This is a genomic window from Clavibacter californiensis, assembly GCF_021952865.1.
GTDB lineage: Bacteria > Actinomycetota > Actinomycetes > Actinomycetales > Microbacteriaceae > Clavibacter > Clavibacter californiensis.
This window is the reverse complement of sequence record NZ_CP040792.1, coordinates 1,964,401-1,981,330: the sequence shown is the minus strand read 5'-3', so window position 1 is coordinate 1,981,330 and position 16,930 is coordinate 1,964,401. Positions and strand designations below refer to the sequence as shown.

Below are 16,930 nucleotides of genomic sequence, written 5' to 3'. Positions count from 1 at the left end.
TCCCCCTCGTCGTCCACCCCGCTCCTGCGGACGGACCCAGGACCGGCCGGGGAGGCCGCCGGTACACTCGTCCGGATGACCTCCCCTCTCCTCACCCCCGTCGGAAGCGCGTCGCGATGGACCTGAGCATGGTGTGCTGCGGCGACGGCTCGTTCTTCTCCACCTGGGGCGATCTGATCAAGATCGTGTCCTACATCGTCGGCGGCGTCCTGCTGCGGTGGGTCCTGCTGGTCGTCATCCGCAACACGGTCTCGCAGATCGTGTCCGGGGTGAAGAAGCGCCAGAACGTCGACGACACGCAGTCGATCCAGTCCTCGCCGCTGACCGCCGTGCGCGTCGTCCAGCGCACCCGCACCCTCGGCAGCGTCCTCAGCAACATCACCACGGTCGTGATCGTGGTCATAGTGCTGGCGCTCGTCGTCGACACCGCGCAGCCGGGCATCCTCACCTCCCTCGCCCTCCTCACCGCCGCCCTCGGCGCGGGCCTCGGCTTCGGTGCGCAGAACATCGTCAAGGACATCCTCAACGGGCTGTTCATGGTGGTGGAGGACCAGCTCGGAGTGGGCGACGTCGTCGACGTGGGCCCCGCGACGGGCGTCGTCGAGACGGTCGGCATCCGCATCACGACCCTCCGCGACGTCAACGGCACGCTCTGGTTCGTCCGCAACGGCGAGATCCTCCGCGTCGGCAACATGTCGCAGGGCTGGGCCCGCGTCGTCATCGACCTCGCCGTCCCGTACGACGCCGACGTCCAGGCAGTGCAGGAGCGCATGCTCGCCACCGCGACGGAGCTGGCGTCCACCCCGAAGTGGCGCTCGCGCATCGTCGAGAAGCCCGAGCTCTGGGGCATCGAGTCGATCTCGGAGTCGGCCGTCGTGATCCGCGTGGTCGTCAAGACGCGCAGCAACGCCCGCGACGACGTCTCCCGCGAGCTCCGCGGTCGGCTCAAGGCCAGCCTCGACGCGATGGGCGTCACCCTCCCGTCGCTCACGGCCGTCGTGCTCACCGGGTTCGACAGCGCGGCCAGCGTGGGCGGCGCGCACCCGCCGCGCACCGCGTCGACGCCCGTGCAGCAGCCGGAGCAGCCCGCTCCCCGGAAACGCGCCGCACGCAAGGTCGCGCAGCGACGGTCCGGGTCCTCTGCGGCCGGATCCGCGTCCCCCGTCGTCCGCGGCGCGGCGGGCTCGCGTCCCGACCCGCGCGCGACGCAGATGATCCCCGCCCAGGATCCGGCACCCACGCAGGATCCCGACGAGGACGAGGTCACCGCCGCCTGGACCGTGCTCCTCGAGGATCCGACGCCCGCGCCGTCGTCCGACACGGCCGCCGACGCGTCCACGGGATCCGGCGACGCCGCTCCCCCGAAGCCGCCGCGCGCCCCGCGTCAGCCCCGGAAGCCCGCGACGCCGCCCGAGGGGTCCTGATGGCCGACCTGCTCGGGAGCTCGTTCTACGAGGACGTCGGCGGCCGGCCGACGTTCGAGAGGCTCGTCCGCGAGTTCTACCGAGGCGTCGCCGAGGACCCGGTGCTCGTCGCGATGTACCCGGAGGAGGACCTCGAGGGCGCGATCCAGCGCCTCACCGGGTTCCTCGAGCAGTACTGGGGCGGTCCCACGACGTACAGCGACGAGCGCGGCCACCCGCGCCTGCGGATGCGGCACATGCCGTTCCGCGTCAACCCCGACGCGCGGGATCGCTGGCTCGCGCACATGCGCGTGGCCGTCGACTCGCTCGACCTGTCGCCGCTGCACGAGGCGCAGCTCTGGGACTACCTCGAGCGCGCCGCGCACGCGATGGTCAACACCTTCGACGAGTCCTGAGGGCGGCGGCACCTGGCGCGCGCCGACCGGAGGGCGCGCTAGAGCCGCCGGACGAGCACGTGCCCGCGCGCCATGGTGAGTCGCGTCCACGGTCCCGTGCGGAAGACGGCGACCGGCGGCTCCGCGTCGTCGGCCTCGGCGTCGTCCGCTGGATCCGGCCCCAGGAACCCGAGGCTGTAGGCCGCGAACGCGCCGCCTGCCACCACGTCGGGCGCGCCATCTACGGGGCGACCCCACACCTCCCCGCGCACGCGCGACACGATCTGCTCGCCGATCCCCGAGGGCACGGCCGCCGCGACCTCGTCGATCCCGGCCCGCGCGGCCGCGCGGAGGGTGGCGGCGGGCACGTCGGCGACTCGCTCCCACCCGGCGCGCGGCGGCGAGATGCCCGCCCAGGGCGCCGTCGCGGTGTCCGGCGGCACGAGCACGCCGACGGGCTCGCCCGGGGATCCCGTCGCCGGCCCCTCGAGGCGCGCGAGCCGGTCGAGGAGCGCGCGGATCGGGACCACGCTGTCCACGGGCGCCTGCGTCTCGGCCGCGAACGTGCGGAGGCCGAGCACCGTCGGCGACCGGTCGAGGAGGCCGGCGGGCTGCAGCACCGAGGTGTAGACGGCGAGGACGCCGCCCGATCCGATGAGGCGCACGGCCCCGTCGTCGACGCGGGCGGAGCGCCCGAGGAAGGTCTGCAGATCGCCGAGGGCGAGGGCGTCCCGGAGGGCGAAGGAGGGCGTCATGGCCTGTCTAAGCTACTGGATGCGCCCGCGCGATCCGCCGGGCGCCCGGCCGTCCGATGCCGGACCCGCCAGGCGGAGGACCCATGACCGACCACGCATCCGACATCCCGGACGACGGGCCGCTCGCCGGCCTGCTCACCGCCCTCGACCTCACTGACACGGGTGCGCGCACGAGCGAGGACATCTCGACCGGCCCGTCGCAGTGGATGCCGATGGGACGCGTCTTCGGCGGCCAGGTGCTCGCGCAGTCCCTCGTGGCGGCCATGCGCACCACGGACGCCGACCGACGCCCGCACAGCATGCACGGCTACTTCCTGCGTCCCGGCGACGTCACGAAGCCCATCACGTTCTCCGTCGACCGGATCCACGACGGCCGCTCGTTCTCTACCCGCCGCACGCAGGCCTACCAGGACGGCCGCCCGATCCTCTCGATGATCGCGTCGTTCCAGGATGCGGACGAGGGCCTCGAGCACCAGGCGCCCATGCCCGAGGGGATCCCCGAGCCGGAGTCCCTGCCGAGCGCGCGCGACGTGCTGTCCCGCATCGACCACCCCGTCGCCGCGCACTGGGCCAACGACCGCCCCTTCGACATGCGCCACGTCGAGCAGCCCGTCTACTTCGGCGCCGCGCCCGACCGCGTCGCCCACCAGGCGGTGTGGATCCGCGCCATCGGCCGCCTGCCCGACGACCCGGCCGTGCACCTCGCCTCCCTGGCCTACGCGAGCGACTACTCGATCCTCGAGTCCATCTACCGCAGGCACGGCCTCTCGTGGGCCACGCCCGGCATCAAGGCCGCGAGCCTCGACCACGCGATGTGGTTCCACCGCTTCGGCCGCGCCGACGAGTGGATGCTCTACGTGCAGGAGTCGACGAGCGCCCAGGGCGGCCGCGGCCTGTCCCTCGGCCGCATCTACTCGCGCGACGGCGTGCTGCTCGCGAGCGTGGCCCAGGAGGGCATGGTGCGGGTGCCGGCGGACGCACGGGCCTGAGTCCGCGTCAGCCGCGACGGCTGAACGCCACGGGCTCCTCGACGTACTCCGCCCACGCTGCGCGCTCCTCCTCCGTGATCCGGCGGGGCCGCGAGGTGGTGGAGTCGACCAGGACGATGGTCGAGGTCGCCCGCGCGTACAGCGCCGACGGCTCGACGCCCACCGGCGTCCGCACCTCATAGCAGGCCTCGAGGCTCGATCCCCCGAGCCTCCCGAGCCACACCTGCACGTCGAGCGGCCGTCGCCCGTAGGAGATGGGCAGCAGGTACTCGATCTCCTGCCGGGCGATCATCGTCATGGTGCTGGCGCCCGCCGACGCGTCGATGAGCGCCATCCCCGCGTCCATGCCGTCGTCGTCGCCCCGCCAGAAGGCGCGGACGCGCGCCTCCTCCAGGAGGCGCAGGACCTCCACGTTGTTGACGTGGTCGTAGGCGTCGAGGTCGGCCCACCTGAGGTGGACCGGGACATGGACCCGGGTCATCGGATCAGTCGCGCGTCAGCTTGCGGTACGCGGAGCGGTGCGGCTTCGCGGCGTCCGCGCCCAGGCGCTCGATCTTGTTCTGCTCGTAGGACTCGAAGTTCCCCTCGAACCAGTACCAGTTCGCGGGGTCCTCCTCGGTTCCCTCGTAGGACAGGATGTGCGTCGCGATCCGGTCGAGGAACCACCGATCGTGGGTGATGACCACGGCGCAGCCGGGGAACTCGAGCAGCGCGTTCTCGAGGCTGCCGAGCGTCTCGACGTCCAGGTCGTTGGTGGGCTCGTCGAGCAGCAGGAGGTTGCCGCCCTGCTTGAGGGTGAGCGCGAGGTTCAGGCGGTTGCGCTCGCCACCCGAGAGGATGCCGGCCTTCTTCTGCTGATCGGGGCCCTTGAAGCCGAAGGTGGAGACGTAGGCGCGTGCGGGCACCTCCTGCTTGCCGACCTGGATGTAGTCCTGGCCGTCGGAGACGACCTCGAACAGCGACTTCTCGGGGTCGATTCCGCCGCGGCTCTGGTCGACGTAGGAGATGTCGACGGTGTCGCCGACCTTGAGCTCCCCCGAGTCGAGCGGCTCGAAGCCCACGATGGTCTTGAACAGCGTGGTCTTGCCGACGCCGTTCGGGCCGATCACGCCGACGATGCCGTTGCGGGGAAGCGTGAAGGAGAGGTCGTCGATGAGGACCCGCTCGCCGAACTGCTTGTGCAGCTTCTTCGCGTCGATGACCTGCGAGCCGAGCCGCGGACCCACGGGGATCTGGATCTCCTCGAAGTCCAGCTTCCTCGTGCGCTCCGCCTCGGTCACCATCTCCTCGTAGCGGGCGAGGCGCGCCTTGGACTTCGCCTGGCGGCCCTTGGCGTTGCTGCGCACCCAGTCGAGCTCCTCGGCGAGGCGCTTGGAGAGCTTGGCGTCCTTCTTGCCCTGGACGCTGAGACGCTCCTGCTTCTTCTCGAGGTAGGTCGAGTAGTTGCCCTCGTACGGGTAGAGGCGACCGCGGTCGACCTCGGCGATCCACTCGGCCACGTGGTCGAGGAAGTACCGATCGTGGGTCACGGCGAGGACGGCGCCCGGGTACTTGGAGAGGTGCTGCTCGAGCCAGAGCACGCTCTCGGCGTCGAGGTGGTTGGTGGGCTCGTCGAGGAGGAGCAGGTCGGGCTTCTGGAGCAGGAGCTTGCAGAGCGCGACGCGGCGCTTCTCGCCGCCCGAGAGGTTCGCGACCGAGGCATCGCCCGGCGGGGTGCGGAGCGCGTCCATCGCCTGCTCGAGCTGCGAGTCGAGCTCCCAGCCGTCGGCGGCGTCGATGGCCTCCTGCAGCGTGCCCATCTCGGCGAGCAGGGTGTCGAAGTCGGCGTCGGGCTCGGCCATGGCCGCGGCGATCTCGTTGTAGCGGTCGACCTGCGCCTTGAGCGGGCCGACGCCCTCCTGGACGTTCTCGAGCACGGTCTTCGACTCGTCGAGCTCGGGCTCCTGCATGAGGATGCCGACCGAGTAGCCGGGCGAGAGCTTGGCCTCGCCGTTGCTGGGGGTGTCGAGGCCCGCCATGATCTTCAGGATCGTCGACTTGCCCGCGCCGTTCGGCCCGACGACGCCGATCTTCGCGCCGGGGATGAACGACATGGTGACGTCGTCGAGGATCAGCTTGTCGCCGACCGACTTCCGGGCGCGGACCATCGAGTAGATGTATTCAGCCATGGTCACGAGTCTATTGAGTGCCGCGGGTGCCGGATGCCGCGCCAGGGCCCGTCGGCCCGGGCATCACCAGTCGATCGCGCGCGTCTGGCCCACGAGGCACCGGCCGGACGAGAGAGCCGGCTCGACGTGCGCGCTGAACCCGTCCTTCGCCCGCTGCCCGACGAGGCACGCGTCCGGCATGTGCACGGAGACCAGGATCGAGTCGACGGCGTTGCCGAGGGGCGTTGCGTCCGCGGTGACCTCCATGCGGCCCTTGGGGAAGCCGGCGGCCACGAGGGCGTCCACGAGGGCGCGCCCCTGCGCGTTCGCATCCGCGGCGACGACCCCGCCCGCCGCCGCCTCGAAGACGGGGAGGGCGGCCTCGGCCGTGCCGTCCGGATCGAGCGGCGCGACGGTGGGCGAAGCGGAGGCGGCACCGGGGGTCGCCGTGACGGCGGCGGGTGTCGGGTCCGGCGCGGGGGCCGACTGCGTGCAGGCGGAGAGCAGCATGGCGCCGAGGAGCGCAGGCGCCAGGAGGACGCGGGGAGCGCGGATCACGCGGCGGACTCGTCGGCGCGGGCCGGGTCGTCGTCGCGGTCGAGCGCCGGCGGGATGGCGAGCTCGTCGGCCCGGACGCGCGCCTGGCCGTCGTCGTCGGGGGATGCGCTCATGCTCGTGAGGATATCCCGCGCGATCGTCTCCAGCTGCGCGGTCTGCTCCTCGGTCAGCGGATCGAAGACCGAGCGGAGCACCTCATCCGCGTGACCCGGTGCCGCGGCCTCCAGCGTCGCCCGGCCCTCGTCGGTGAGCTCCGCGAGCAGGCTCCTGCCGTCATGCGGCGACCGCGTGCGGCGGACCCAGCCCAGCTGCTCCAGCCGCGTGACGGCGTGCGAGGTGCGGCTCGCCGATGCCTGGAGCGCCCGGGCGAGGACGCTCATGGGGAGCGCGCCGCCCTCTGCCTCGGAGAGCCGGACGAGGATCATGTAGTACGCGTGCGGCATGCCCGAGTCCCGGAGGAGCTGCCGCTCGATGCGCTCGCTGACGTTGTTCAACGCGACGATGACCGTCCGCCAGGCGCGCTGCTGATCCGGCTCGAGCCACCGGGGGGATCCGCTCATGGTGCGATCCTAGGCTCCTCGGCCTGCGTGCCGACGGCGACGGTGCGGCGTCGGGCGAGCACCGCGTCCGCCGCGAGCTCGACCGCATCGTGCTCGGGCCGGATGGCGCGACGAGGCTCCAGGTGACCCAGGACGATCACCTCATCCCCGACCGCCAGACGCCGCACGGTGCCGGACGAGCCGGCACCCGTGCAGACCACGAGCACGGCTCCGTGCTCCGGGCCGCGGACGGCGCCGGATCCGACGAGGAGGCTGGCGGCCTCCCAGCCCTCCGCCGTGCCGATGCACCGCGGCCGCCGCGCGACCACCCCGTGCAGCGCGACGCCCGTCCCGCTCCCGCCGCCGCGCTCCTGCCCCCTGCTCGCGTCGTCCACCGGGCCGCCCCTTCCCGCGACCTCGTGACCGCGGGCCCAGGATGCGCCACAGCGGTGCTGCGCAGGAACACGGTGCGATCAGCGCAGGCGACACGCCAACGCGGGCGCCTGGGGAGGAGACGGACGGGGCTCAGTGCTCCGAGAAGCTGAGGTCGTCGTCCCGGCCGGCACGGAGGGCCGCCTTCGCGATCTCCAGGGTCGGGTAGGTGCCCGCGACGACGCCGCGGTGCAACGACCGCACCTCGTAGCCGTCGTCGTGGGAGTGGATGGAGGCGATCGCCCCCGTGGCCCCGAAGGCCACCCAGGTCTTGCCCGCGGTGCGCGGGAGCCCGGTCGTGGTCGTGCTGGTGCTGGTGCTGGTGCTGGTGGTCATCGACATCGTCGTCGCCTCTCCTCGCCGGGCATCGTCGCCCGGACGTGCCGATGGTACGCCGACGCCCCGCGGACGTACAGGCCGCGGGGCGTCGACGAGGGGTGGATCAGGCGGCGCGCACGTACTGCGCGAACGACTTCCGCACCTTGTTCACCTTGGGCACGGCGACCGCGTTGCAGTAGCCCTGTCCCGGGTTCTTCGCGAAGAAGTCCTGGTGGTAGTCCTCGGCGTCGTGCCAGGTGCCGAGCGGCTCGATCGTCGTGACGGGCGTCCCGTCCCACAGCTCGCCGGCGCGGGAGATCGCGTCGCGGAACAGCTGCTCCTGCTCGGCGTCCGCGGGGAACATGGCCGACCGGTACTGGGTGCCGACGTCGGCGCCCTGTCGGTTGAGCTGCCGCGGGTCGTGCAGCGTGAAGAACACGTCGAGGATGACGTCGGCGGGGATGACCTCCTCGTCGAAGACCACCTTCACCGCCTCGGCATGCCCGGTAGCGCCCGTGCACACGGCGTCGTAGGAGGGGTGGGCGGTGTGGCCGCCGATGTATCCGGAGATGACGTCCTGGACGCCGTCGAGCGTGCGGTAGACCGCATCGAGGCACCAGAAGCAGCCGCCGGCGAGGATGAATGTCTGCATGAGAGATGAACCTACTTCCCGTCGGCGCGCGCGAGGTCCGCGGTGGTCGACATGGGAGGGAACCGTCACCGGACGGATCCCATTCCGCGCGTCCGGGATGTCGGTGGTCGCCCGTAGCTTCGGGGACATCGAGACATCGCCGGGCCGGCGGCGCACGGACGGAGGACACCATGCCCAGCACCACCTACACACCCCTGGCCCGCTCGGCCGTGCAGGTCCGCGAGCTGCACGACGGGCTGCTGCGCGTCACCCGTCCGGACGGCGCGGTCCTCGGCTACGTCGAGCGCATGCACGAGCCGCAGGGCGAGCGCTTCCGCGCCAAGCGGCTCCGGCGCGACGCGCAGGGGTTCCTGCCGCTCGGCGACTTCTGGTCGCTGCAGGACGCGGTCGACTGCCTGCGGTTCTGACCGGCCGCCGCCCGTGAGCAGGTGCGGCGACGCGCCCGCCCGGCCTCCCGGATCCGGCCCTGGGCCCGGGGTACGGTCGCCGCATGCAGTGGTGGAATGATCTCCTCGATGCCCTCGCGTCCGAGCGGGGCACGCAGCTCCTCTCCGGCGTCGTCGTCCCCTTCGTCGCCATCGTGGTCGCCGGCGTGCTCGCCGCCGTCATCGCGCGTGGCGCCACGCAGCGGATCCTCACACGGCACGACCGCGAGGTGAAGGCGGCTGCCATCGGCGTCCTCGTGGACGCGGCGCGCCAGGCCTCCGTCTGGGACGGCCTCACGGCGCAGGAGCGCGTGCTGGCCGACCGCGCGGCGGGCGAGGCCGACATCCGCATCCGCCTCCTCCCGGTCAAGGGCGCGGCGACGGCCGCCACCTGGGCCGCGCACGAGATCACCGAGTTCAAGCGCGGCAGCGGCAGCTTCGGCTTCCAGTTCGACGCGCAGCTCGCCGAGTTCCGCGACCGCATGGTCGAGTGGCAGCACCACCCCGGTCGTGCGCGCAAGATCTTCCAGGGCGACATCTCGCGCTGGCAGTTCGAGGACGACCAGCCCGCCGCCGACACGACCGCCGGCACCCGCAACGCGGCGCGCCCGGAGGAGCCGACCGCCGTCGCTCCCGTGCCGGTGCCGTGGCGCAGCGGATCCGACGACCAGCCCGCCGCCGAGCGTCGCGTCGAGTCCCCCGACGAGCAGTACAGCCCGCCCGTGCCCTCGTCGTCGGCGGCGAACTCGCGCGCCGCGGAGGCAGACCGCCGCTGACGCGCAGTCGCGCCGGCACGTGACGACGCCCCGCACCTCCGAGGAGGTGCGGGGCGTCGTCGTCGGATCAGGCCGCGATCACTTCCACCAGTCGTCGAACATGCTCGCGGGGACGCGCCTCTTGTGCTCCGTGCTCGCATAGCGCGCCTCGATCGCCTCGGCCACCTCGTCGTCGACGTCGCGACCCTCGAGGAAGTCGTCGATGTCGGCGTAGGTGAGGCCGAGGTTGGCCTCGTCGGTCTGACCGGGGGTGTCGTCGAGGAGATCCGCCGTGGGGGCCTTGAGGTACAGGCGCTCCGGCGCCCCCAGGTGCTCGAGCAACGCGCGCCCCTGGCGCTTGGTGAGGCCCGTGAGCGGGAGGACGTCCGCGCCGCCGTCGCCGTACTTCGTGAAGAAGCCCGTGACCGCCTCCGCCGCGTGGTCCGTGCCGATCACCAGCAGGCGCGCCTGCCCGGCCAGCGCGTACTGGGCGACCATGCGCGAGCGCGCCTTGACGTTGCCCTTCGTGAAGTCGGTCATCGCGTGCCCGGCCGCGTCGGCGTACTCCGCCCAGAAGCCGTCGACGGCGCGCTTGACGTCGAAGACGACGCTCGACTTCGGCTGGATGAAGGAGAGCGCCAGCTGCGCGTCCTCCTCGTCGGCCTGCACGCCGTACGGCAGGCGGACGGCGATGAACTCGCCGAGGAGCCCCTCGGCCGCGAGCTCCTCGATCGCGAGCTGGGCCAGGCGCCCGGCGAGGGACGAATCCTGCCCGCCGCTCACGCCGAGGACGAAGCCCTCCGCGCCGGTGGACCTGAGGTAGGCCTTGAGGAAGTCGACGCGCTTGCGGACCTCGTCGGCGGGATCGATGGTCGGGCGCACCTCGAGGGCGGCGATGATCTGTGACTGGATGTCGCGCATGCGCTCAAATCTACGGCCGATCCCGCGCTTCCGACAGTCGGTCCCCCCGGCGCGACTCGAACGCGCAACCGTCGGATTAGAAGGCCGATGCTCTATCCATTGAGCTACAGGGGGTCGAGACGAGGGTACTACGCGGGGTCCGGACGCCCCGAGGGGCCCGAGGGGCCGGCCGGCGCCGGCCCGTCCATGGCCCGCACCACGGCCTGCAGCACCTGCGGCGCGGTCGGCACTCCCTCGGCGCGGAGCACCTGCCGGTCTCCGGCCGACACGAGGATCGTCGGGGTCGACCGGATTCGCTCCGCCTCGGCCAGGTCGGGGTGCGCCGCGACGTCGAGCTCCTCCACCGGGAGCCAGGGCAGGACGCGCTGGACGTCCGCGAGCACGCGCCGGGTGGCCTGGCACGGGACGCAGAAGAGGGAGGTGTACATGACCACGCGCACGCCCTCCGCTCCCGCGGGCGCGGCGTCCGCCGCTGGCGCGCCTTCGCCGGGGGTCAGGAGAGGAACGCCGCGACGGCGGCGACGATCGACACGAGGGCGAGGAGCAGCGAGACCGAGACCAGCACGAGGTGCACGGTGAAGAACGGCGTACGCGACCCGTCGGCGGCTCGGGCACGGGGATCCGTCGCGACGCGCTTGAGGAACTGCGGCCACACGACGACGTTCCAGACGCCGTTGACGATGAGGAGGACGGCGAGGAGGGTGATCACTCCCCCATGGTAGGCGGCGCATCGGGGCCGCCCCGGCCCGCCGATAGGATCGGGGGATGGGCAACAACGCGGACCGGCTGGTGTGGATCGACTGCGAGATGACGGGGCTCGACCTCGCGATCGACGAGCTGGTGGAGGTCGCGGTGGTCGTCACCGACTTCGACCTGGTGCCCGTCGACGACGGCTTCACGATCGTGATCAATCCCGACCCCGCGGCGCTCGCCAACATGGGCGAGTTCGTCACCGAGATGCACCGCTCCTCGGGGCTGCTCGAGGAGATCCCGTCGGGCGTGAGCCTGGCCGACGCCGAGTTCGCGGTGCTCGAGTACCTGCTGCAGCACGTGCCGAACGGCGGCAAGGCCCCCATCGCGGGCAACACCATCGGCACCGACCGCGCGTTCCTCGCGAAGTACATGCCCCGCGTCGACGCGCACCTCCACTACCGCAGCGTCGACGTCTCCTCCATCAAGGTGCTCGCGAAGGAGTGGTTCCCCCGGATCTACTTCAACTCCCCCGCGAAGAACGGCGGACACCGCGCCCTCGCCGACATCCTCGAGTCGATCCGCGAGCTGGAGTACTACCGGCGCGCGGCGTTCGTCCCGGCGCCGGGGCCCGCCACGGACGACGTGCAGGCCATCTCCGCGGACGTGACGTCCGCGTGGGCCGCGCGGCTGTAGTATCCTCTTCCATGGCCGTCCGCGAGAGCGGGATCGGCCGCATGGTGGGCGTAGCTCAGTTGGCAGAGCGCTGGCTTGTGGAGCCGGAAGTCGCGGGTTCGAGCCCCGTCGTCCACCCCACCGGGAAGGGCCGGGATCCGAGAGGGTCCCGGCCCTTCCGTCGTCTCCCCCTCCGTCGTGTCCCCCTCCGTCGTCTCCGCTGGCCCGCACGGCAGGGCCTCGCCGCGGCCGGGCTCCGCCGCATGCGCGTGTGCGAGGCTGGATCCGTGCTGCACTGCGAACCCGACGAATTCGAGCGACTGGTCGTCGACGAGCTCGACGCGCTGCCGGACGAGATGGTGGACGGGCTCGACAACGTCGTCTTCGTCGTCGAGGACCGCCCCGAGGACGGCTCGCTCGACCTGCTCGGCCTCTACGACGGGGTCGCCATGACCGAGCGGGGGCAGTACGGGTTCGGCGAGATGCCGGACCGCATCGTCGTCTACCGCGAGCCGCACCTGCACGAGGCAGAGGACCTGGACGCGCTGCGCGACCTCGTGCACGTCACGCTCGTGCACGAGATCGCGCACTTCCACGGCATCGACGACGACCGGCTGCACGAGCTCGGCTGGGCCTGAGGCCCCCGAAGCGGCCCGGACGCACGACGACCCCGGCTGCCGCGTCGCGGGCCGGGGTCGTGGGTGCGGCGCTCAGGCGCCGTGCGTGCCGGGTGTCAGAGCTCGAGGGACTCGTCGTCGCCCTCGCCGAGGACGTCGTCGCTCCCGTCGGCCACGTACGTGTAGGTGACGCGCTGCTCGCCCGCGACCTCGGACACCTCGCCGGCGCGGTACTGGAACAGGGATTCCTTGCCCTCCACGGCCGACATCGTGCTGATGGTCTCGTCGTGCTGGCCGTCGACGAGGACGCGGGTCTCGGTGGTGCCCTCGAGGGGGCCGTCGGCGAAGACGGCGAGGTAGCGGACGTCGGACGGTGCGGAATCGGTCATGGCATCAGGCTACCCGGCCGCCGCGACGGCGTCCGTGCGGACGACGACGTCGGACAGGGCGCGCGGATCCTCCCGGTCGACGTGCGCGCGCCACTGCGCGTCCCAGCGCTCCCACTCGACGGCGAAGGACTCCCCGTCGCGCGCGATGGCGCGGGCCCGGCGCACGGCGTCGTCGGCCTCGACCCAGATGCGGCGCGTGGCCAGGTGCGCGGAGACCCGGGTCAGGGATCCGCAGCCCTCGACCACGAGCGGGCGCGCCGGGTCGAGGTCGCGCCACTCCGCGGGCGCATCGGAGGCCCAGTCCCAGCGGCGCCACCGGGGGCGTCCGCGAGGATGCATCTCCTGCAGCACGTGGCGCTCGAGGTGCCGGGACGCCGCCTCGAGGCCGTCCCAGCCGGGGTAGACGTCGTCGAGACGCAGGAGCTGCGCTCCCGGCGGCAGCCCCGCGTCCGGGTCGCCGCCGCGGACGAGGACGTCGGCGAGGGTCGACTTGCCGGAGCCGGACGGGCCGTCGACGAGGACCAGCGCCGGGCGATGCTCCCCCGGGTCAGGCCGCAACGGAGCCCCACGTCCCGGCGGCGACGGCGGCCGTCACCGCGCAGGCGGCCACGAGCACGGCCACGGTCACGACGAGCACCTCGCGCCGACCGACGACGCTGGGCCTGGCCCACGTGCGGGCGATGGAGCCGCCGAACCCGCGGGCCTCCATCGCGGTGGCCAGCTTGCTGCCGCGGCGGATCGAGAGCACGAGGAGCGCGAAGGCCTGCCCGGCGAACCGGCGGATGCGGCCGCGGTCGGCGACGCCCCGTGCGCGTCGGGCGAGCTCGAGCGAGCGCCAGTCGTCGAGGAGGAGGCCGACGAGCCGGACACCCGCGAGCGCGCCGAGGACGAAGCGGGACGGCAGGCGCGCGATCTGGGCGAGGCCGTCGGCGAGGTCCGTGGGATCCACGTCCGTGAAGAGCACGAGCGACGCGACGCCGATCGCCAGGACGCGCAGCGTGGTCGCCACCGCGAGCAGCACCGAGCCCTCGGTGACGACCACGAGCAGGAACTGCGCGTACACCTCGCCGGACGTGCGTCCGTAGAGCAGGATCGTGAGGCCCGCGCCGGGGGCCGCGATCCAGATCGGGATCCCTCGGACGAGGAAGGCGCGCGGCCGGATCCCCGCCAACGGCAGGAGGAGCAGCTCGAGCAGCAGCGCCGCGCCCGCGGAGACCACGTCGAGGCTCAGCACGAGGACCAGGGTCAGCAGGAGGGCCGCCGCGAGGCGCGCGACGGGGTTGATGGCGGCGAGGCCGGTGGCGCGAGCGGTGAGGACCACGGAGGACGGAGCGGCGCTCATCGCACGACCTCCAGACGGGCCGCCCGGCCGGAGGCGGTGTCGAGGCGGAGGACGTCGTCCGCCAGCGCGCGGACGAGTTCCGCGTCGTGCGTGACGGCGAGGACCCCGACGCCGTCGCGGTCGACGAGGTCGGCGAGGAGCGCGACGAGCTCGGCCCAGGTGCGGGCGTCCTGCCCGAAGGTCGGCTCGTCGAGGACGAGGAGGCGCGGCGCGGTCGCGAGGGCGGTCGCCACCGACAGGCGCCGCTTCTCCCCGCCGGAGAGGGTGAAGGGGTTGGCCTGCGCGAGGCCGTCGAGCCGCAGGCGCACGAGCAGCTCGTCGACGCGGCGGTCGGCGTGGGCGGGATCCATGCCCACCGCACGCGGCCCGACCTCGAGCTCGGCGCGCACGGTGCCGGCGAGGAACTGGTGCTCCGGGTCCTGGAACACGGTGCCGATGCGTGCCGCGAGCTCGCGCGAGCGCCAGGTGGCGGGATCCGCGCCGAGGCCGTCGGCCAGGGCCGCCTCCGCGCCGACCCGGCCGGACATCGCGGGCAGCAGGCCGCCGAGCGTGAGCGCGAGCGTGCTCTTGCCGCCGCCGTTCGGGCCGGTGAGGGCGGTGACGCGGCCCGACGCCAGCGCGACGCCGATCCCGTCGGCGACCGCGGTGCCGCGCGCGCCGCCCCTGCCGATCGCGAGCCCGTCCGCGCGGAGGAGCGGCGCGGGCTCGGCACGCTCCCGGGCGGGCGCTGAGGGCTCCCGTCCCGGCACCCAGACGCCCGCGGCCGCGAGGGACGCACCCTGGTCGTGGAGGACGTCGTCCGGCGCGCCGTCGGCGAGGATCCCGCCGTCCGCTCCGAGCACGACGACCCGGTCGACGAGGTCCTGCCACACGGCGACCCGGTGCTCGATGACGACGAGGGTGGCGCCGCTCCGCTCGACCACGGACTCGACGGCGCGCCGCACCTCCCCGACGCCCTCCGGGTCGAGGTTGGCGGTCGGCTCGTCGAGGAGGAGGAGCCCGGGCCGCATCGCGAGGACGCCGGCGAGGGCGAGACGCTGCTTCTGCCCGCCGGAGAGCGCGGTCGTGGAGCGGTCGAGGGCGACCTCGAGCCCGACGGCGTCGAGCGCGGCGCGGACGCGGATCCAGATCTCGTCGCGCGGGACGCCGAGGTTCTCGCAGCCGAACGCGACGTCGTCGCCGACACGGGAGAGGATCACCTGCGCGTCCGGATCCTGCAGCACGAGGCCCGCGCGGCCGCGGCGGACGGCCGGATCCTGCCCGTCGACGAGCAGGCTGCCGCGGGTCTCCCCCTCGTCGTCGCCGCCGAGGACGCCCGCGAGGGCGTGCATGAGCGTCGTCTTCCCCGCGCCGGACGCGCCGAGGAGCAGCACCCGCTCCCCCGGCTCGATGACCAGGTCGACGTCGCGGACCGCCCAGGCGCTCCGGCCCGCGTGCCGCCAGCCCCAGCCCTCGGCCCGGACGGACGCTCCGCCCGCCGCGTCGGCCGTCGCATCGGGTCCTGCGAGCGGGACGCGCGACGCGGCGACCGACGGGGTGCGACGGCCCGGCCGCCGCACGGTCAGACGCGGGCCGCGGTGTCGCGGCCCGAGGCGAAGCGCGAGAGAGCGCCGGTGCGGGCGAGCGCGCGGGCGACGAGCCACGAGAGCAGCCCCGCGACGACCGCGCCCGAGACGAGCGCGGCGATCGTGTAGATCGTGGCGAAGAGCGGCGTGGATCCCGGGTAGTAGGTGATGAGGTCGGTGATCGCCATGCCGAGCCCGGCTCCCATGCCCGCGAGCACGGCGACGTAGGCGCGCCAGTTCGCGTAGAGGAAGACGAGGAGCACCAGCTCCGCGCCGAGGCCCTGGGTGAGGCCGGAGAGGAGCGTGCCGACGCCCCAGACGTTCCCGACGAGCATGGAGACGAACGCGGCGAGCAGCTCGCCGTACAGGGCGGCGCCGGGCTTGCGGATCACGATGCCGGTGAGGACGCCCGCGAACAGCCAGCCGCCGCCGGCCAGCGCCTGGAGGCCGGGGAGCAGCGGCTCGAAGAAGCCGCCGACCGGCACGGACGCCGTGTTCCAGATGACGAAGACGAGGCCGGAGGCGACGCCGAGGACGCTGGCCACGACGATGTCGATGACGCGCCAGCGGGCGCGCAGGCCGGAGCGGGGCGCGCGGGCGCCGGCGTCGGCGGGGACGGCGGATGCCGTGGACGAGGGTGATGCGGTCATTGGACGTGCCCTTCGGATGAGTGGAAGAGGGCACGGGTGCGAGATGGAAGCCTCCCTGCGCTGGCATGATCCAGATCAGGTTCGACGGTCGAAGACTGGGTGTCTTCCTCTCAGCCCGGCTCACCGGACTCCCGTGTTCGAGGCGATACTAGCGCGCGGTCGACGCGCCCGGGGCGCGGGCGCGGGATGCACGCGCGTCCCGGACGCACGGGAGCGCGGATGCCCGAGGGCATCCGCGCTCCGCGGTGGTCGTGCGCGCCGGCTACTTCAGCGTCTTGATGAGCTTGACGAGGACCTTGCCGGAGATCCAGATGACGGGCGTGGCCACCGCGAGCAGCGCGATGACGTTGGGCTGGAACCGCACCTCCCCGTCGGTGGCGATGTAGGCGCCGATGGGCCAGGTGGCGCCGCCGCCCCCGCCGCCGCCCGCGACGTTGCCGTCGGAGTCGGGGAGGTCGCTGCCCCCGCCGAATCCGTACCAGGCGAAGGCCACCGGCACGATGGTCGAGCCGTCGATGTCGAGGGGGTCGCCGTAGACCGTCCCCACTCCGGCGTTCTTCACGTTCTCTGCGAGCTGTGCGACGAGGTTGGTCATGCGTCCCACCGTACCCCGCGGCGCCCCGAGGATGCCGGGCCATCCGCGTCCTCGCGGTAACCTCGGCCCTGGTGCGTCGCTGCGTCGCATCCGGCCTCCTGCCTTTGCGGCCCACGCT

The 16,930-nt window shown here is 73.1% G+C and carries 24 protein-coding genes, 2 tRNA genes and 1 riboswitch; of the genes, 8 read left to right on the top strand and 18 right to left on the bottom strand.

Annotated elements, in window-relative coordinates; all coding sequences use genetic code 11:
• The first annotated feature begins 116 nt into the window (after positions 1 to 116).
• A complete protein-coding gene (locus FGD68_RS09665) occupies positions 117 to 1,424 on the top strand; it encodes a mechanosensitive ion channel family protein (RefSeq protein WP_119372347.1) in 1,308 nt (435 codons plus the stop codon).
• Entirely contained in the window at positions 1,424 to 1,819 is a 396-nt protein-coding gene (locus FGD68_RS09660; protein ID WP_104236460.1) for a globin, read from the top strand. The genes FGD68_RS09665 and FGD68_RS09660 overlap by 1 nt, the downstream gene beginning before the upstream one ends.
• Positions 1,820 to 1,857: 38 nt before the next feature.
• Here the strand turns inward: FGD68_RS09660 and FGD68_RS09655 are convergent, their stop codons facing one another.
• Complete coding sequence (locus tag FGD68_RS09655) at positions 1,858 to 2,553, bottom strand: hypothetical protein (protein WP_119372348.1); 696 nt, start codon at positions 2,551 to 2,553, stop codon at positions 1,858 to 1,860.
• An 83-nt stretch (positions 2,554 to 2,636) separates the two neighbouring features.
• On the opposite strand from FGD68_RS09655, the gene FGD68_RS09650 reads away from it, so the two are divergent.
• Complete coding sequence (locus FGD68_RS09650) at positions 2,637 to 3,542, top strand: acyl-CoA thioesterase (protein WP_104236458.1); 906 nt, start codon at positions 2,637 to 2,639, stop codon at positions 3,540 to 3,542.
• A gap of 7 nt (positions 3,543 to 3,549) precedes the next feature.
• On the opposite strand, the gene FGD68_RS09645 is transcribed toward FGD68_RS09650, so the two are convergent.
• The 7 genes from FGD68_RS09645 to msrA form a co-directional block, all read right to left on the bottom strand.
• Positions 3,550 to 4,023, bottom strand: coding sequence for an acyl-CoA thioesterase (locus FGD68_RS09645; RefSeq protein ID WP_119372349.1), 474 nt, complete (start codon positions 4,021 to 4,023; stop codon positions 3,550 to 3,552).
• Between the two features lie 4 nt (positions 4,024 to 4,027).
• Positions 4,028 to 5,710, bottom strand: coding sequence for an energy-dependent translational throttle protein EttA (gene ettA, locus FGD68_RS09640; protein WP_086517934.1), 1,683 nt, complete (start codon positions 5,708 to 5,710; stop codon positions 4,028 to 4,030).
• A gap of 63 nt (positions 5,711 to 5,773) precedes the next feature.
• Positions 5,774 to 6,247 carry a DUF6993 domain-containing protein gene (locus FGD68_RS09635; RefSeq protein WP_104236456.1) on the bottom strand — a complete coding sequence of 158 codons (474 nt, stop codon included), beginning with the start codon at positions 6,245 to 6,247 and terminating at the stop codon, positions 5,774 to 5,776.
• On the bottom strand, positions 6,244 to 6,807 hold the full coding sequence (locus FGD68_RS09630) for a MarR family winged helix-turn-helix transcriptional regulator (RefSeq protein ID WP_104236455.1): 564 nt from the start codon (positions 6,805 to 6,807) through the stop codon (positions 6,244 to 6,246). The genes FGD68_RS09635 and FGD68_RS09630 overlap by 4 nt, the downstream gene beginning before the upstream one ends.
• Positions 6,804 to 7,181, bottom strand: coding sequence for a hypothetical protein (locus FGD68_RS09625; protein WP_119372350.1), 378 nt, complete (start codon positions 7,179 to 7,181; stop codon positions 6,804 to 6,806). Before FGD68_RS09625 ends, FGD68_RS09630 begins: the two co-directional genes overlap by 4 nt.
• Before the next feature lie 130 nt (positions 7,182 to 7,311).
• Complete coding sequence (locus FGD68_RS09620) at positions 7,312 to 7,554, bottom strand: hypothetical protein (RefSeq protein WP_237609398.1); 243 nt, start codon at positions 7,552 to 7,554, stop codon at positions 7,312 to 7,314.
• Between the two features lie 106 nt (positions 7,555 to 7,660).
• Complete coding sequence (gene msrA, locus FGD68_RS09615) at positions 7,661 to 8,188, bottom strand: peptide-methionine (S)-S-oxide reductase MsrA (protein WP_104236452.1); 528 nt, start codon at positions 8,186 to 8,188, stop codon at positions 7,661 to 7,663.
• 170 nt (positions 8,189 to 8,358) lie between these two features.
• On the opposite strand from msrA, the gene FGD68_RS09610 reads away from it, so the two are divergent.
• Together FGD68_RS09610 and FGD68_RS09605 are read left to right on the top strand one after the other, a co-directional pair.
• Positions 8,359 to 8,595 (top strand): hypothetical protein, encoded by a 237-nt coding sequence (locus tag FGD68_RS09610; RefSeq protein ID WP_119372352.1) that lies wholly within the window; start codon positions 8,359 to 8,361, stop codon positions 8,593 to 8,595.
• Positions 8,596 to 8,678: 83 nt separating this feature from the next.
• Positions 8,679 to 9,389, top strand: a complete 711-nt coding sequence (locus tag FGD68_RS09605) for a hypothetical protein (protein WP_119372353.1) — start codon at positions 8,679 to 8,681, stop codon at positions 9,387 to 9,389.
• A gap of 78 nt (positions 9,390 to 9,467) precedes the next feature.
• Here FGD68_RS09605 and nadE read toward each other — a convergent pair whose 3' ends face one another.
• The 4 genes from nadE to FGD68_RS09585 form a co-directional block, all read right to left on the bottom strand.
• Positions 9,468 to 10,289, bottom strand: a complete 822-nt coding sequence (gene nadE / locus FGD68_RS09600; RefSeq protein ID WP_119372354.1) for an ammonia-dependent NAD(+) synthetase — start codon at positions 10,287 to 10,289, stop codon at positions 9,468 to 9,470.
• A gap of 41 nt (positions 10,290 to 10,330) precedes the next feature.
• Positions 10,331 to 10,403 (bottom strand) — tRNA-Arg (locus tag FGD68_RS09595).
• A 14-nt stretch (positions 10,404 to 10,417) separates the two neighbouring features.
• A complete protein-coding gene (locus FGD68_RS09590) occupies positions 10,418 to 10,717 on the bottom strand; it encodes a thioredoxin family protein (protein ID WP_119372358.1) in 300 nt (99 codons plus the stop codon).
• A gap of 65 nt (positions 10,718 to 10,782) precedes the next feature.
• Positions 10,783 to 10,998 (bottom strand): SCO4848 family membrane protein, encoded by a 216-nt coding sequence (locus FGD68_RS09585; RefSeq protein ID WP_104236448.1) that lies wholly within the window; start codon positions 10,996 to 10,998, stop codon positions 10,783 to 10,785.
• 56 nt (positions 10,999 to 11,054) lie between these two features.
• Between FGD68_RS09585 and orn the strand changes: the two genes are divergently transcribed.
• The 3 genes from orn to FGD68_RS09570 all read left to right on the top strand — a co-directional run bounded on the left by orn (position 11,055) and on the right by FGD68_RS09570 (position 12,292).
• Positions 11,055 to 11,675 carry an oligoribonuclease gene (gene orn / locus FGD68_RS09580; RefSeq protein ID WP_119372355.1) on the top strand — a complete coding sequence of 207 codons (621 nt, stop codon included), beginning with the start codon at positions 11,055 to 11,057 and terminating at the stop codon, positions 11,673 to 11,675.
• A gap of 44 nt (positions 11,676 to 11,719) precedes the next feature.
• Positions 11,720 to 11,795 (top strand) — tRNA-His (locus tag FGD68_RS09575).
• Positions 11,796 to 11,941: 146 nt separating this feature from the next.
• Positions 11,942 to 12,292 carry a metallopeptidase family protein gene (locus FGD68_RS09570; protein WP_181036703.1) on the top strand — a complete coding sequence of 117 codons (351 nt, stop codon included), beginning with the start codon at positions 11,942 to 11,944 and terminating at the stop codon, positions 12,290 to 12,292.
• Positions 12,293 to 12,387: 95 nt separating this feature from the next.
• Here the strand turns inward: FGD68_RS09570 and FGD68_RS09565 are convergent, their stop codons facing one another.
• The 6 genes from FGD68_RS09565 to FGD68_RS09540 all read right to left on the bottom strand — a co-directional run bounded on the left by FGD68_RS09565 (position 12,388) and on the right by FGD68_RS09540 (position 16,812).
• Positions 12,388 to 12,660: a hypothetical protein gene (locus FGD68_RS09565; protein ID WP_012038124.1), complete on the bottom strand. Its 273-nt coding sequence runs from the start codon at positions 12,658 to 12,660 to the stop codon at positions 12,388 to 12,390.
• A gap of 9 nt (positions 12,661 to 12,669) precedes the next feature.
• Positions 12,670 to 13,218 carry a nucleoside/nucleotide kinase family protein gene (locus FGD68_RS09560; protein ID WP_119372356.1) on the bottom strand — a complete coding sequence of 183 codons (549 nt, stop codon included), beginning with the start codon at positions 13,216 to 13,218 and terminating at the stop codon, positions 12,670 to 12,672.
• Positions 13,208 to 14,002, bottom strand: a complete 795-nt coding sequence (locus FGD68_RS09555; protein WP_119372357.1) for an energy-coupling factor transporter transmembrane component T family protein — start codon at positions 14,000 to 14,002, stop codon at positions 13,208 to 13,210. The genes FGD68_RS09560 and FGD68_RS09555 overlap by 11 nt, the downstream gene beginning before the upstream one ends.
• A complete protein-coding gene (locus FGD68_RS09550) occupies positions 13,999 to 15,561 on the bottom strand; it encodes an ABC transporter ATP-binding protein (protein ID WP_237609397.1) in 1,563 nt (520 codons plus the stop codon). The genes FGD68_RS09555 and FGD68_RS09550 overlap by 4 nt, the downstream gene beginning before the upstream one ends.
• Before the next feature lie 2 nt (positions 15,562 to 15,563).
• A complete protein-coding gene (locus FGD68_RS09545; RefSeq protein ID WP_237609396.1) occupies positions 15,564 to 16,217 on the bottom strand; it encodes an ECF transporter S component in 654 nt (217 codons plus the stop codon).
• 35 nt (positions 16,218 to 16,252) lie between these two features.
• Positions 16,253 to 16,353: riboswitch (TPP riboswitch) on the bottom strand.
• 126 nt (positions 16,354 to 16,479) lie between these two features.
• Positions 16,480 to 16,812 carry a hypothetical protein gene (locus tag FGD68_RS09540; protein WP_012038119.1) on the bottom strand — a complete coding sequence of 111 codons (333 nt, stop codon included), beginning with the start codon at positions 16,810 to 16,812 and terminating at the stop codon, positions 16,480 to 16,482.
• Between the last annotated feature and the right edge of the window lie 118 nt (positions 16,813 to 16,930).

Excerpts from the sequence above, each read along its gene's own strand:
- FGD68_RS09665 (WP_119372347.1), top strand. The coding sequence starts at position 117 with ATGGACCTGAGCATGGTGTGCTGCGGCGACGGCTCGTTCTTCTCCACC.
- FGD68_RS09660 (WP_104236460.1), top strand. The coding sequence starts at position 1,424 with ATGGCCGACCTGCTCGGGAGCTCGTTCTACGAGGACGTCGGCGGCCGG.
- FGD68_RS09655 (WP_119372348.1), bottom strand. The coding sequence starts at position 2,553 with ATGACGCCCTCCTTCGCCCTCCGGGACGCCCTCGCCCTCGGCGATCTG.
- FGD68_RS09650 (WP_104236458.1), top strand. The coding sequence starts at position 2,637 with ATGACCGACCACGCATCCGACATCCCGGACGACGGGCCGCTCGCCGGC.
- FGD68_RS09645 (WP_119372349.1), bottom strand. The coding sequence starts at position 4,023 with ATGACCCGGGTCCATGTCCCGGTCCACCTCAGGTGGGCCGACCTCGAC.
- ettA (WP_086517934.1), bottom strand. The coding sequence starts at position 5,710 with ATGGCTGAATACATCTACTCGATGGTCCGCGCCCGGAAGTCGGTCGGC.
- FGD68_RS09630 (WP_104236455.1), bottom strand. The coding sequence starts at position 6,807 with ATGAGCGGATCCCCCCGGTGGCTCGAGCCGGATCAGCAGCGCGCCTGG.
- FGD68_RS09620 (WP_237609398.1), bottom strand. The coding sequence starts at position 7,554 with ATGACCACCAGCACCAGCACCAGCACCAGCACGACCACGACCGGGCTC.
- msrA (WP_104236452.1), bottom strand. The coding sequence starts at position 8,188 with ATGCAGACATTCATCCTCGCCGGCGGCTGCTTCTGGTGCCTCGATGCG.
- FGD68_RS09610 (WP_119372352.1), top strand. The coding sequence starts at position 8,359 with ATGCCCAGCACCACCTACACACCCCTGGCCCGCTCGGCCGTGCAGGTC.
- FGD68_RS09605 (WP_119372353.1), top strand. The coding sequence starts at position 8,679 with ATGCAGTGGTGGAATGATCTCCTCGATGCCCTCGCGTCCGAGCGGGGC.
- nadE (WP_119372354.1), bottom strand. The coding sequence starts at position 10,289 with ATGCGCGACATCCAGTCACAGATCATCGCCGCCCTCGAGGTGCGCCCG.
- FGD68_RS09590 (WP_119372358.1), bottom strand. The coding sequence starts at position 10,717 with ATGTACACCTCCCTCTTCTGCGTCCCGTGCCAGGCCACCCGGCGCGTG.
- orn (WP_119372355.1), top strand. The coding sequence starts at position 11,055 with ATGGGCAACAACGCGGACCGGCTGGTGTGGATCGACTGCGAGATGACG.
- FGD68_RS09565 (WP_012038124.1), bottom strand. The coding sequence starts at position 12,660 with ATGACCGATTCCGCACCGTCCGACGTCCGCTACCTCGCCGTCTTCGCC.
- FGD68_RS09555 (WP_119372357.1), bottom strand. The coding sequence starts at position 14,002 with ATGAGCGCCGCTCCGTCCTCCGTGGTCCTCACCGCTCGCGCCACCGGC.
- FGD68_RS09545 (WP_237609396.1), bottom strand. The coding sequence starts at position 16,217 with ATGACCGCATCACCCTCGTCCACGGCATCCGCCGTCCCCGCCGACGCC.
- FGD68_RS09540 (WP_012038119.1), bottom strand. The coding sequence starts at position 16,812 with ATGACCAACCTCGTCGCACAGCTCGCAGAGAACGTGAAGAACGCCGGA.